This is a genomic window from Tistrella mobilis, assembly GCF_039634785.1.
GTDB lineage: Bacteria > Pseudomonadota > Alphaproteobacteria > Tistrellales > Tistrellaceae > Tistrella > Tistrella mobilis.
This window is the reverse complement of record NZ_JBBIAB010000017.1, coordinates 12,268-24,967: the sequence shown is the minus strand read 5'-3', so window position 1 is coordinate 24,967 and position 12,700 is coordinate 12,268. Positions and strand designations below refer to the sequence as shown.

Sequence of the window (12,700 nt, the reverse complement as noted above, 5' to 3'; positions counted from 1 at the left end):
GGGTCACCGCTCCTCGCCTTCATCGCCATCGGGCGTCTTCGCGCCCTGCGGCTGATCGGCGGGGCCGCGCCGCCGCCGTGCCTCTTCCAGCGCATCCGCCAGTTCATGCGCCAGCTGCCGCAGCCGCGGCGGAATCACCTCGGTCCGGCCCGGTATGCGCGAACTTCGCAGGGGGCCGGCTTCGCCGTCCATCCCGCCATTGCGCGCCCATCGCTCGCGCGCCGATCGCTCACCCGCCCATCGCGCGCGGTCCTCGTCGCCCCGTGCCGGACCATCATTTTTCTGATCGACCATAAACCCTCCTGGACCACCTGGCGGTGGCCATCCTGATACCCGCCACCCCGTACCCGGATCCCTCCGGCGGCCTCGTGTCAGTGCAGATAAAGCCGCCCGCGCCGGCGGAATTCGTCGTCCAGCGCCGCGTGCAGCCAGGCGGCCGGCTCCGGGCTTCCGGCCCGGCCGCTCCGGGCTTCGGTGATCGCCCGGCGCAGCGTCGCCTCCACCAGTCGCTCGGCCGCGCTCTGGTCGGGCAGCAGGGTGCGCGCCCGTTGCAGCAGGCCGGATACCACCGCTTCCAGGCTTCGCGCATCATCCATGCGGCCGTGCGAAGCGTCGTTTGTGCCGCCGTCGCGGTCGGGCGCCGGCGCGTCCCGCCCGTCCTCATACTGGCGATGCAGATCGTCCAGCAGCGTGCGGGCGTGATGCGGCTTCTGATAGACTGGCCGGCCGGCAAAGCGGTCGGGGAAGATGTCGTTGTCATAGCCGGTCAGGAACACGAAGGGCACGCGCCCCAGGACCAGCGAATCCGCCACCGGGAACGAGGCCAGATCCCGGATCCTGACATCCAGAATCGCGACCTGCGCGGCCGCAACATGCCGGATGGCCTCGTCCATGTCCGCAAACGGCCCCACGACCGTATCGCCGCAGCTGCGGATATCGTCCGACAGCGTCTCGGCCAGATAAAAATCATCCTCCAGCACCAGAACCTTCAGCGAAGGCCGATCGATCCGCCGCTCCCCGCCGACCTCGCGGCCGCGCCGGCCGGCGCTCACCGGCGTCCTGGGGGCGCCTAACCGCCCCGGCTCAAGACCGGCGGCAGGCGGGGCGGGACGTGTGGTCACGGGCGGGGCAGATGGCATGGTCGCTCTCCGATGGATCTGACTGTTCTCAGGCAGTCAATCGACGAAGGCGCTGCGGGTTCCCGGATATTTGTGAGGGGTGGCGCTTTTTCCGGTGGCTTTGCCTGGACCGGGGGGCGGGCTACGCTGAAACCAGGGCACAACTCCGGCGGAGCCTGGGATAGACGTTGATCCTCCGGTTATACTTTGACAGCCGATAGATTTTTTGCGAACTGAGGAACTGCCTGACTGGACCCGCTCCGGGAATTTGCTCCGGGGTCACCACGCGTTGCGGGAGTTGAGATATGAGCATTAATGCGCAGCTTATAGATCAGCGCGTCGAGGGGGTCGTTGCCCGCGTGGGGGAGCGTCTTCAGGCCGAAGTGGGCATCAGGAATGATGCGGATAAATTGAAGTCGGCCGCCTTCGTGTTTCTCGTCGCGCAGACGCTCATGGAGCTTGATGACGATGAAGTTCTTGATGGGTTGGTCGACGGGGGCGGCGACTTCGGAATAGATGCCATTTATTTCGGCAGTCCGGATGATGGGGAATTTCAGGTAACTCTTCTTCAGGGGAAATACAAACGAAGCCTCGACGGGGACAGTACGTTCCCGGAGGGCGGCATTGATAAGATGTTCGGCGCCATTCGGACCATATTCGATCCGAACGCAAGCTACACGGCCAATCGCCGTCTCAAGCGTCAGGTCGAAGAGATTCGCTCATTGATCAGAGAGGGTAATATACCTGCCGTTCGGATTGTCTTGTGCAATAACGGCAGAAAGTGGAATGACGTATGCGAGGGGCGCATAAGACAAGCCGGATTCGGGGACCTGGTGCGGTGGGAATATGCCGGACCGGGAGAACTCGTAGGTCTGCTTCGCAAGAAACGGGACGTTCAGACGCGGGTGCAGTTGTCCGGTCGGGCCCTGGTCGAAGACTATGCGTTCATGCGCGCGATGGTCGGCCGGATGTCCGTTCTCGAATTGGCGCGCCTGTTCGACGAGCATGGCGACGTGCTTCTGGATCGCAATATCCGTCGCTATCTCGGCCTCACCGTGCGGGTCAACGACAACATCGCCGCAACGCTGAAAGATCCGGACCAGCGCGGGAAGTTTTATTTCTACAATAACGGCATCACGATCGTTTGCACCAAGTTTGCCTATAATGCGCTGTCCGAAAGAGACTGGATCGTGCAGATCACCGGCCTCCAGATCGTCAATGGCGGGCAGACATCGAAGACGATTCAGCATATTCAGCAAGAAGTTGGACCGGAGATCGGGTCGGCTCAGGTCATGGTTCGCATATACGAACTACCGGTAGATGACGAAGAACTTGTGCAACGCATCACCGAGGCGACGAACAGCCAGAGCCCTGTCGAGCTGCGCGACCTGAGATCGAATGATCAGATCCAGAAGAATCTGACGGAAAGTATCCAACCGTTGGGCTATACGTACAGGCGCCAGCGCTTCGATAATGCACCAGGTCCTTCAGACATAACGAGTACCACTGCGGCCGAGGCGGTTCTTGCAGTGTGGCGGCATCGACCTCATTCTGCCAGGTTTGCGAGTAAAGATCATTTCGGGAAATTCTATGATCTCATTTTTACACCAGCTTTGAACGGCCCTCAGGTCGTCATCGCAGTTCTTCTGCTCCGGATTGCCGAGAATAAACGAAAGCGCCCGCCCGAGGGCGCGCCCGATTTTCTTCAATATGCATCACGTTTCATCGCGATGCTGATGGGGGAGTACCTGCTCGGGGATCTCGGCCAACCGCTTGCCGGGCTCACGCATCGTACCTTCGCCGATGCCCATATGCTGGTCGAGCAGAAGGGCGAGGTGTACTTCCAGCGGGCGCTTGATGCCATTCGGGCAAAACTGGATGAGGAATTCGCCACCACGGAGCCGACGCTTCAGAAGTTGTCGGCGACATTCCGGAGAGCTGATCTGGTCGAAAAGCTGCGTGGCGGACGGTCGATTTCGATTGATCTTCCCATTGGCGGCCCGGTGCAGACGTCGCCTGACACCAGGGGCTGAGCCGCGCCCGTGGTCGATGCCTCAGCCTCTTGAGACAGGTGAAGGGGGGCCTGTATGTCAGCCCACCCCCCTCCCAAAATCCGTCTCCGCCGCCTCCCGCAGCGCATCCGCGGCATGCTCCGGCGATGGTGCCGCCTCGTCGGGCAAGGGGGTGGTGGCGGAAAGGGCGCGGGCGACGACGGTCATGTAGATGCGCTCCACCTCCTGCGGCAGCGGGCGGACTTCCGTGCCGGTGACGCAGTAGCGGGAGAGCAGGAATTCGCGGGCGCCCATCAGCATATAGGCCATGGGTTCCAGATCGGCGTCGGTATAGCCGGGCAGTTCGCCCGCGGCATGGGCGCGGCGCAGGGCGCGGACATAGCCTTCGGCCAGGTGGTCATAGAATTCGCGGTGGGCGTCGGGGGCGAAGAATTCGGCCTCGTTGGTCAGGCGGTGCAGATGCGGGTGGGTGGAGAGATAGGCGAAATTGGCCTCCAGCCCCACGCGTTCGCGTTCCAGCACCGTGCGGGTGTGGCGGGTGCGCCGGCGGATGAACTCCAGCATCCGCCGGCCCAGCGTCGGCAGCAGGCTGTCGAACAGGGCCTGGCGGTTTTCGAAATGCAGATAGACCGAGCCATGGGCGATGCCGGCCTCTTCGGCCACCCGGGCGATCGAGGTCTTGTCGTAACCCTTTTCGCCGATGGTCCGGGCGGCCGCCTGGATGATCGCCTCGCGCACCTGTTCCGCGCGCTCGTTGCGTCTGCGCCCCGCCATGAATTCCGTCCTTCGGTTGACTGTGCGGTCGTGGACGGCCGGTCAGGTCTTGCCCTGGACTGCGTCCGCCACCATCCTGCGGATCAGATGTTTCTGGATCTTGCCCGACGCGGTGCGCGGGAAATCCTCGACCCATTCGATCCGTTCGGGAAGTTTTTGCCGCGCCAGCCCCCGCGATGCAACAAAATCGGCGATCGCCTCGCGATCCGGCAGGGCGGTGCCGTCATGTTCCGCATTGCGGGCCGCATCCGTCGGGATCAGCCAGGCGCAGACCCCTTCGCCCAGCCGGGCATGGGGCATGGCGACCACCGCGGCTTCGCGCACCAGCGGGTGTTCGTGCAGCGCGTCCTCGATTTCCTTGGCCGACAGGTTCTCGCCGCCGCGGATGATCAGGTCCTTCTTGCGGCCGGTGATCACCACCTGCCCCGCGGCCGAGACCGTGCCGAGGTCGCCGGTTTTGAAATAGCCCTCGGCATCGAAGGCCTCGGCCGTGGCGTCCGGGTCGGTATAGCCGCGGAACAGCGCCGGGCCGCGGGCCAGGATCTCGCCCTCCGCCCCCGGCGGCAGGGTGCGGCCGGCCTCGTCGACCACCTTCACCTCCCAGCCCGTCACCGCGCCGTCGGTCACCGCGGCGGCTTCGGCCGAGGCCGGGTCGGTGCCGGGATAGCCCTGGGTGATCATCGGGCATTCGCTCGACCCATAGACCCGGAAGGCGGCAAGCCCGGGCAGGGCGGCGCGGGCGCGGCGCACCACTTCGGGCGGCACCGCCGCACCGCCGCAGGCGAAGATCTTCAGGCTGGCCGCCACCGGCGGCCGCCCGGCGGCGCGGGCGCTTTCCGCGGCCTGGGTCAGCTCCTGCAGGAAGGGGGTCGCGCCGATCATCACCGACACGCCATGATCTTCGATCAGATCCAGCGCCCGGCTGCCGTCCCAGCGCTCCATGAACACGGTGGTCGTGCCGTGACAGAAGGGCAGCTCCATGCCGTAAGAGAAGCCGGTGACGTGGGTCACGGGAGAGGGCATCAGGATCACCTGGCCCGCCCGGACATTCCAGGCGGCCATGGAATTCAGCAGCGCCCGCTGCGAGGTCTCGTGGGCATAGAGCACGCCCTTGGGCCGCCCGGTGGTGCCCGAGGTGTACATTACCATCTTCAGCGCCGAGGCATCGGGCGGGGTGAAATCCTCGCCGAAATCCACGGCGCCGTCGTCTTCGGCCCCGCCCCAATCCTCCCAGCTATCGCAGCCTTCCGCGCGGCCGCGCACGGTGATGACGGTGCGCAGATGCACCAGGCCGGGCTTCAGCCCCCGCGCCATGGCGGCATAGTCGAACCGCCGCCATTCCGCCGGCAGGACCAGAAGTTTCGAGCGCGCATCCCCCAGAATGAAGCCCACCTCGCGGTCGCGATAGATCGGCACGATCGGGTTGATCACCTGCCCGCCCAACGTGCAGGCCAGGTTCAGCACCACCGCCTCTTCCCAATTGGGCAGCTGAAAGCTGACCACATCGCCGGGCTTCAGCCCCGCCTGCCGCATCCGCCGCGCCAGCTTTACCGCCCGGGTCAGGGCCTGGCCATAGGTCAGGCTGCCGGTTTCGGTGCGCACGGCAACCCGGTCGGGGGTCTGGCGCGCCCGGTCGCGGGCATGATCGGCCAGCGTGCGCCCCGACCATTCGCCGGCCGCCCGGCGCAGCCGGGTCTCGTCCGGGGTGTAGCGCAGGCGAAAGCCGCTCGGGTCGTCGACAAGGATGCTGGACATGGGGTGCGGGGTCCTCGGGAGCACAGGGCGCGGAACAACGGCGATGATCGTCACAAGCCGCCATTGAGGCGGCGGCCAAGGGCGCGGGAGCGCCCGCCCGGCGAGGGTCGAACAGACTCCCGCCATTGAGGCGGCGGCCAAGGCCACGGTAGTGGCCGCCCGGCGAGGGGCTGAAAGACTCAAACGGCGAGGTAGCGGGATTTGAGGCTGGGATCGGCGTCGAACTCATGCCAGCTGCCCGAATACACCAGCTGGCCGCTGTCGATCAGATGCACCTGGTCGGTCACTGCGCGGGCGAAGGCGAGGTTCTGTTCGGTCACCAGCACCGTCAGCCCGTGATCGCGATGCAGGCGGCGGATTTCGGCCGCCATCTGGTCCACGATCACCGGGGCCAGCCCTTCCACCGGTTCGTCCAGCAGCAGCAGGCGCGGCCGGGCGATCACGCCGCGGGCCACCGCCACCATCTGCTGCTGCCCGCCCGAGAGCGCATAGCCGGCGCGGGCCGCGAAGGGCACCAGCGCCGGGAACAGCGCCCAGATCTCGTCCATGGTCATCGGCTTCACGCCCGGGCGGGCGGCATGGGCGCCCAGTGCGATATTCTCGGCCACCGTGATATGCGGGAAGATCCGGCGGTCTTCGGGCACCAGCATCAGCCCGGCCCGGGCGCGGGCATCGGGGCCGAGCGGTCCCACATCCCGGCCGTCCAGGGTGATGCGGCCGCCGGTCACTCGCGGCCCGGCGTTCAGGATGGTCTTCAGCAGGGTGGATTTGCCGGCGCCGTTGCGGCCCAGCAGCGCCACGGCCGAGCCCTCGGCGATGGCCAGGTCGATGCCGTGGAGCACCGCGGCATCGCCATAGCCCGAATGAAGCGCCTCGATGCGCAGAAGCGGGTCAGCCATGGCCCAGATAGACCTCCTTGACGGTCGGCTCGTCGCGCACCGTGGCCGGTTCGCCGCTGGCGATGACCCGGCCGTGATGCAGCACGGTCAGCCTTTGGGCAAGGCCGAAGACCACGCCCATGTCATGTTCGGTGAGCAGGAAGGCGAGGCCGTGGGCACGCCGGGTTTCGTCGATCAGCTCGGCCGCCGCCGTGCGGTCGCCCGGCGACATGCCGGCGGTCGGCTCGTCGAGCATGATCAGCTTGGGCCGCAGCGCCAGGCTCATCGCCAGCTCCAGCCGCTTCTTGTCGCCGTGGGAGAGCAGCTTTGCCGGGTCGTCGGCGCGCGGCCCCAGCCCCAGCCCGTCGAGCAGCCGGCGGACCTCGGCCAGCGTGCCCTGGCGGGGGCTGATCCGGAAGGTGAGCGCGATGCCGCCGCGGGCCCGGCGCTCGCGCGCCTCCACCGCCACGATCAGGTTCTCGGCCGTGGTCATCTCGCCGAAGATCCGCGCCACCTGGAAGGACCGGCCGACGCCCCGCCGCACCCGCTGCCAGCCGGCAAGCTTCGTGACATTGCCGTCGTCGAAGCGGATCTCGCCGCCATCGACCGGAAACTCGCCTGAGACCGCCTTGAACAGCGTGGTCTTGCCGGCGCCGTTGGGGCCGATCACCACATGGGCCTCGCCCGGCGCCACATCGATCGAGACATCGTGCAGCACCTGGGTCTTGCCGTAGAACTTCACCAGGCCACGGGCCGCCAGCAGCGGCGCGGACGATGCCGAGGGGGAGGGGGCGGACAGGCTCATGGCGTCTGCTCCTGCGGGCGGGTGGTCGATGCGACGGGTCTGGCGGGTGCGGTTGCGGCGGGCCGCGCGCGCAGCTTCATCACCAGCCCCATCACGCCGCCGGGGATCGCCAGCACCACGGCCAGCAGCATCAGCCCGGTGGTGATGTCGGCGATGCCGTGCATGGTGCGGGTGGCATATTCCACCGCCCCGAACAGGATCGCGCCGACCGCGGGGCCCCAGAAGCTGGCGGCGCCGCCCAGCAGGGCATAGAGCACCGGCCTGGTCGACATGCTCCAATGGGCGAGTTCGGGGGTGACGATCTGCATCCAGGGCGCACTCACCGCGCCGGCGAAGGCGCTGGCGGCGCCCGAAATGGCGAAGGCGGCCAGGCGGTGGCGGTCGACATCAAGGCCCAGGAACGCCGCCCGCACGGGATCCTGCCGGATCGCCCGGAAGCTGCGGCCCAGCACGCCATGCCCCGCCCACCAGAGCAGGGCCGAGGCCAGGCCGCAGGCGACCAGCATGAACCAGTAATAGGCATCGCCCTGCGTCAGATCGATGGTGGCGATGCCAAGCTCGATCCTGGGGCGATAGATGCCGGTCAGCCCGTCATTGCGGCCCAGCCAGTCGGTCTTGGTGATCAGCACATGGACCAGTTCGGCGAAGGCGAGCGTCAGCACCGCGAAATAGATCCCGCCCGAGCGGCGCAGCGCCACGATGCCGAAGACGATCGCCGCCAGCGCCCCCAGCCCGGTGGAGAGGCTAAGCCACATCAGGAACGGCCCGCCGCCGGCCTGCTGCGGACCTGCCGCCATGGCATAGGCGCCGATCGCGAAGAACATCGCCTGGCCGAAGGACAGCAGGCCGATGGTGCTGAACAGCAGGTTCCAGGCCTGGGCGAACACGATGTTGACCAGCGTCAGCCCCGCCAGGAACACCAGCCCCTGATTGAGCAGTGCCGGCGCCAGGGCGAAGAGGATGAGGCCCACCGCCAGCGGCCAGAGCGCCAGAAGCGGTGTCGTCCGGGTCGCAAGCGTCATCATGCCACCTGTGCGCGTCCCATCAGCCCCTGCGGCCGGATCAGCAGCACGGCGGCCAGGGCGACGAAGAAGAGGATGCCGGGATAATCCGGCAGGAAGACGGTGCCGAAGCTTTCGATCAGCCCCAGCATCACGGCGGCGATCGCCGCCCCGCGAATGCTGCCCATGCCGCCGACGATGATCACCCCGAAGGCCTGGAGCAGGAACACGCCGGCCAGGCTGGGCGACAGGCTCTGATTGGCGGCGAGCAGCCCGCCGGCAAGGCCCGCCAGGCCGAAGGCGATCACCACGGTGATCATCAGCACCCGGCCGACGCGAATGCCCAGCAGCTTCGCCATCCAGCTGTCCATGGCGACCGCCCAGATCAGCTTGCCGAAGGTCGTCCGCTCCATCAGCAGGTCCAGCCCGATGAAGGCGAGCAGGCCGCAGGCCACCACGAAAAGCGCGAATTCGGGCATGATCGCATCGCCCAGGAACACCGCGCCGCCCAGCTCGTCGGGGGTCGGCACCGACATGAAGTTCAGCCCCCAGATCAGCTTGACCGCGCCGTCGCAGACCAGCAGCAGGGCGTAGGTTGCGATCAGCACATAGGCGTCCTCAACCCCGCGCAGCCGCCGGAAGATGGCGAGATCGGCCAGCACCCCCAGCACGGCCACCGCCATGCCCGATGCCAGCGCCACCACCAGATACAGCCAGAGCGGCACCCCGCCCCCGCCCGCCAGCTGCAGCAGGGTGAAGGCGATATAGGCGCCGATCATGAAGAACCCGCCATGGGCGAAGTTCAGGATGTGCAGGATGCCGAAGATCAGCGTCAGCCCCGCCGCCACCAGAAAGGTCGCGGCCGCCCAGGCCATGCCGTTGAACAGGATCAGCGCCAGATCGGCGAACGTCATCATCGCCTCCGTAAGGCCGCATCGGGGTGCGGAAGGTCGGGGTGGTCGGGGTGGCGGGTGGAAAGGTGGATCCCCGCCTGCGCGGGGATGACGGGATCGGTTTTCGTTGCCGCCGCTCGTCGGCCGGCCTGCCGCGGATCCGACGGCGGATCGCTGATCAGAAAGAAAATGCCGTCATCCCCGCGCAGGCGGGGATCCACCTTCTTCTCTGCCGCGAAAACCGCCGCCCTGGACTCTCAAAAAAGTGCAGCCACCGGGGAGGGGGTGCGGCCCGTCACCGGGGAGGCGCGATCGTTCTGGCCGCGCCCCGGTGGCTGCAAGTCGAGAGACCTTTACAGCGTCTTCAGTTCAAGCTTCTGCCCCGGCCGCGCCGGCTCCACCACGCTCTCCCCCGGCACCGAGACGAAATCGGTGACCGCGAAACCATCCGGGTTGTCGGCCTTGGGACTGATGCGGATGATCTCGACGCTCTTGATCGCCTGGTTGTCCTCGGCGCGCAGCGTGCGCTTGCCGGTGGCGCTGTCGAAGGTGAGGCCCTTCAGCGCGGCGATGATCGCATCGGCCTTCGTCTCGCCGCCGGTCTTCTCAAGTGCGGCCTTGTAGGCATAGACCGCGGCATGGGCTTCCGCCGCCCAGCCCATCGGATATTTGTTGCCGGTGCGCGCGACATAGGCATCGTAGAGATGCTTCGACATCGGGTTGTCGGTGTTGCCGTTGAAATACCAGTGGGTGCCGGTCCAGGTGTCCGGGGTCTGGTCCTTCATCGCCAGCGGCACCAGGAATTCATTGGCCGAGTCCACCACCACCTTCGTCTTCTCGAACAGGCCGAAGGGCTTCGCCTGCTGGAACAGGGTCACCGCATCGCCGCCATAGGCCGAGGTATACAGCCCCTCGAAGGGCTGGCGCACCGCGGCGGCGATGAAGTTCTTATAATCGCCCGCGCCATAGGGGATCAGGATCGGGCGCTGGATCTCGGGCTGCCTGCCCGTCACCTCGGGGAAGATGTTCAGCATCGCATCCACGAAGATCGCCCAGGTGGTGCGGCCGTATTCATGGTCGGGGATGATGCCGCCCCAGCTGGTGACGTTCGGGTAGCGCTCGGCGATCAGCCGGATCAGGCCGTACTGGCGCGAATAGGGGCTGTCGCCCACCCGGAAGACATTGGGGCTGTAATTCTCGTGGTTCAGCTTTTCGGTGCCGGCGCCGCAGGTCAGTACCGTGCCGCCGGCCGCCTGCATCAGCGGGCCCATGGCCAGCGCCACCGCCGACGAGATGGTACCCAGCTGCAGGTTGACGCCCTGGCCCAGAAGCTCGCGCGCGGCCACGGTCGCCGCGGCCGGGTTGGCCTTGCTGTCGCGGATCTCCAGCGCCAGCGGCCGGCCGTTCACGCCGCCATCGGCATTGATCTTCTCGACCGCGATTTCGGCGCCATGGCGCACGAAGCTGCCGATCATCTCCTGCGCGCCCGACAGCGGCGTCACCAGGCCCAGCGTGACGGGGTTGTCCGCGGCATGGGCGCCGGGGATCCACAGCCGGCTCATCGGCGCGATCGCGGCCGCGGCGGCGGTCGTCTTCAGCAGGGTCCGCCGGCTGAATTTCCGGCCCGTGATGCTCTGGGTCATCTCTGTCTCCTCCCTGGGCATGGCGCGGTTCTGGTTTCCGTCCCCTGGGGTCGCGGGCCGCGCCTTCATGCCTCATCCATGCGATGGGTGCAGATCTTGTGGGTGCAGATCGTGTCGGTAGGGTGGGGCCGCCCCGGCATGCAGCCGGCGCAGTTCGGTCTTCAACACCTTGCCCAGCGGGTTGCGGGGCAGCGCATCGGTGAGGAAGACCCGTCTCGGGATCTCGTAATCGGCCAGCACCGCCGCGGCGGCCGCTTGCAGCCGGGCGATGAAGTGTTCATCGGTTTCGATGTCTTCGGTTGTGCCAGGGTCTTCGGTTGTGCCAGGGTCTTCGGTTGTGCCAAGGTCTTCGGTTGTGTCAGGCGCCGTGCGCACCACCACCGCCGCGACATCCTCGCCCAGCCGTGGATGGGGCAGGGCGATCACCGCCGCCTCGAACACGCCGGGGATGCGGTGCAGCACGTCTTCCACCCGCCGGGCGGCGATCTTCAGCCCGCCGCGGACGATCACATCCTTCAGCCGGTCCAGGTGGTGGAGATGGCCGTCGGCATCGATCCGCCCCCAATCGCCGGTGCGGACCCAGCCATCCCTGATCGTCTCCGCCGTCGCCTCGGGCGCATCGCGATAGCCGATCATATTGGCCGGGCTCAGGATTTCGATCTCGCCCGCCGCCGCGGCCGGCAGCACGCAGCCCCCGGCATCGGTGATCCGCACCCGGCAGAGCGGCATGGGCCGGCCGACCGAGCCGGGCCTGGCCAGCACCTCGTGGGGGAGAAGCATGGTGCCGGTGGGGCCCGTCTCGGTCATGCCGTAGTTCTGGCGCTGGTCGACCGCCGGGAACCGCCGGGCCAGTGCCGCCACCGCCTCCTGCGGCATGGCGGCGCCGCCATAATTCCAGAGCCGGATGCTCGACAGATCGGGGGCGTCGCCGCCCGCCCGCGCCAGCGCATCCAGCAGATAGAGAAAGCCCGACGGCACCGACAGCAGCACCGTGCTGCGCCGGGCCGCGATCCGCGCAAGGATGCGCGCCGCGTCGAAGACGGGCTCCACGATCATCGCAGCACCCGCCCAGAGCGCGGCCAGCGGGTTGAAATGCACGCCCGAACTGGTGAAGAACGGCACCGCATGATGATGCCGGTCATCGGGCGTCAGCCCCAGCGCCGTGCCGAAGATCGCCCCCGTGGCCACGGCAGAGCTGTGGCTGTGCTCCACCGCCTTGGGCCGGCCGGTGGTGCCCGAGGTGAAGATCAGATCGGCGACGGCCTCGGGCGCCACCTCGGGCAGGGCGAGACCGGCATCGGCATCCACCATCAGCCCGGCGAGCCCCGCGCCCAGATCAACGGTACGGATCCTGCCGTCCGTCCGCATCGCGGCGGCGGCAAGCCGCGGCATCAGCCCCGGTTCGGCAAAGGCGATCTTCAGCCGGCCAAGGGCGATGGCGTGGTCCAGATCCTCGTCGCCATAGCGCGGGTTGATCGGCACCAGAACCGCGCCGGCCAGGGCGGCGGCATACTGCACCAGATGCGCCTCGGTGACGGCGGTGTTGCCGGCCAGCACGCCGACGCCGTCACCCGGCCCGACACCCGCCGCCACCAGCGCCCGGGCCAGCCGCTCCGCCCCCGCCGCCATGGCGGCGAAGCTGGTGACCGCCAGCCCGTCCGCCTCTGCCGGGTACAGCCGCGAGGGGGCGATCAGCATGGGGGCCGCGCCATGTTCCGCCGCCCGCGCCCGCAGAAGACGGCCGAGCGTGCCCGTCTCCGCAATCCTGCGGGCGAGATCGGCTTCAAGCGGTCCCTGGGGTGTGGGGGCGGTCATGACGGG

11 protein-coding genes are annotated in these 12,700 nt (G+C 67.6%); 1 reads left to right on the top strand and 10 read right to left on the bottom strand.

Annotated elements, in window-relative coordinates:
- Positions 1 to 3 precede the first annotated feature (3 nt).
- The gene (locus tag WI697_RS20570) at positions 4 to 294 is read right to left on the bottom strand and encodes a hypothetical protein (protein ID WP_345959774.1); all 291 of its coding nucleotides are present in this window, start codon (positions 292 to 294) and stop codon (positions 4 to 6) included.
- Between the two features lie 77 nt (positions 295 to 371).
- Complete coding sequence (locus tag WI697_RS20565) at positions 372 to 1,052, bottom strand: response regulator (RefSeq protein ID WP_345959773.1); 681 nt, start codon at positions 1,050 to 1,052, stop codon at positions 372 to 374.
- A gap of 371 nt (positions 1,053 to 1,423) precedes the next feature.
- Between WI697_RS20565 and WI697_RS20560 the strand changes: the two genes are divergently transcribed.
- Positions 1,424 to 3,151: an AIPR family protein gene (locus WI697_RS20560; RefSeq protein ID WP_345959772.1), complete on the top strand. Its 1,728-nt coding sequence runs from the start codon at positions 1,424 to 1,426 to the stop codon at positions 3,149 to 3,151.
- Between the two features lie 57 nt (positions 3,152 to 3,208).
- Here WI697_RS20560 and WI697_RS20555 read toward each other — a convergent pair whose 3' ends face one another.
- The 8 genes from WI697_RS20555 to WI697_RS20520 all read right to left on the bottom strand — a co-directional run bounded on the left by WI697_RS20555 (position 3,209) and on the right by WI697_RS20520 (position 12,694).
- On the bottom strand, positions 3,209 to 3,904 hold the full coding sequence (locus WI697_RS20555) for a TetR/AcrR family transcriptional regulator (protein WP_345959771.1): 696 nt from the start codon (positions 3,902 to 3,904) through the stop codon (positions 3,209 to 3,211).
- Between the two features lie 42 nt (positions 3,905 to 3,946).
- Positions 3,947 to 5,659, bottom strand: a complete 1,713-nt coding sequence (locus WI697_RS20550) for an AMP-binding protein (protein WP_345959770.1) — start codon at positions 5,657 to 5,659, stop codon at positions 3,947 to 3,949.
- A gap of 179 nt (positions 5,660 to 5,838) precedes the next feature.
- Positions 5,839 to 6,558, bottom strand: coding sequence for an ABC transporter ATP-binding protein (locus tag WI697_RS20545; protein ID WP_345959769.1), 720 nt, complete (start codon positions 6,556 to 6,558; stop codon positions 5,839 to 5,841).
- Positions 6,551 to 7,342: an ABC transporter ATP-binding protein gene (locus tag WI697_RS20540; RefSeq protein ID WP_345959768.1), complete on the bottom strand. Its 792-nt coding sequence runs from the start codon at positions 7,340 to 7,342 to the stop codon at positions 6,551 to 6,553. Before WI697_RS20540 ends, WI697_RS20545 begins: the two co-directional genes overlap by 8 nt.
- The gene (locus WI697_RS20535; RefSeq protein ID WP_345959767.1) at positions 7,339 to 8,367 is read right to left on the bottom strand and encodes a branched-chain amino acid ABC transporter permease; all 1,029 of its coding nucleotides are present in this window, start codon (positions 8,365 to 8,367) and stop codon (positions 7,339 to 7,341) included. Before WI697_RS20535 ends, WI697_RS20540 begins: the two co-directional genes overlap by 4 nt.
- Positions 8,364 to 9,260 (bottom strand): branched-chain amino acid ABC transporter permease, encoded by an 897-nt coding sequence (locus tag WI697_RS20530; RefSeq protein ID WP_197465225.1) that lies wholly within the window; start codon positions 9,258 to 9,260, stop codon positions 8,364 to 8,366. Before WI697_RS20530 ends, WI697_RS20535 begins: the two co-directional genes overlap by 4 nt.
- Before the next feature lie 329 nt (positions 9,261 to 9,589).
- Positions 9,590 to 10,879 (bottom strand): ABC transporter substrate-binding protein, encoded by a 1,290-nt coding sequence (locus tag WI697_RS20525; RefSeq protein ID WP_345959766.1) that lies wholly within the window; start codon positions 10,877 to 10,879, stop codon positions 9,590 to 9,592.
- A gap of 72 nt (positions 10,880 to 10,951) precedes the next feature.
- The gene (locus WI697_RS20520) at positions 10,952 to 12,694 is read right to left on the bottom strand and encodes a class I adenylate-forming enzyme family protein (RefSeq protein WP_345959765.1); all 1,743 of its coding nucleotides are present in this window, start codon (positions 12,692 to 12,694) and stop codon (positions 10,952 to 10,954) included.
- Between the last annotated feature and the right edge of the window lie 6 nt (positions 12,695 to 12,700).

Coding starts and splice junctions, on each gene's coding strand:
- WI697_RS20570 (WP_345959774.1), bottom strand. CDS start 294: ATGGTCGATCAGAAAAATGATGGTCCGGCACGGGGCGACGAGGACCGC.
- WI697_RS20535 (WP_345959767.1), bottom strand. CDS start 8,367: ATGATGACGCTTGCGACCCGGACGACACCGCTTCTGGCGCTCTGGCCG.
- WI697_RS20545 (WP_345959769.1), bottom strand. CDS start 6,558: ATGGCTGACCCGCTTCTGCGCATCGAGGCGCTTCATTCGGGCTATGGC.
- WI697_RS20520 (WP_345959765.1), bottom strand. CDS start 12,694: ATGACCGCCCCCACACCCCAGGGACCGCTTGAAGCCGATCTCGCCCGC.
- WI697_RS20555 (WP_345959771.1), bottom strand. CDS start 3,904: ATGGCGGGGCGCAGACGCAACGAGCGCGCGGAACAGGTGCGCGAGGCG.
- WI697_RS20530 (WP_197465225.1), bottom strand. CDS start 9,260: ATGATGACGTTCGCCGATCTGGCGCTGATCCTGTTCAACGGCATGGCC.
- WI697_RS20560 (WP_345959772.1), top strand. CDS start 1,424: ATGAGCATTAATGCGCAGCTTATAGATCAGCGCGTCGAGGGGGTCGTT.
- WI697_RS20540 (WP_345959768.1), bottom strand. CDS start 7,342: ATGAGCCTGTCCGCCCCCTCCCCCTCGGCATCGTCCGCGCCGCTGCTG.
- WI697_RS20550 (WP_345959770.1), bottom strand. CDS start 5,659: ATGTCCAGCATCCTTGTCGACGACCCGAGCGGCTTTCGCCTGCGCTAC.
- WI697_RS20525 (WP_345959766.1), bottom strand. CDS start 10,879: ATGACCCAGAGCATCACGGGCCGGAAATTCAGCCGGCGGACCCTGCTG.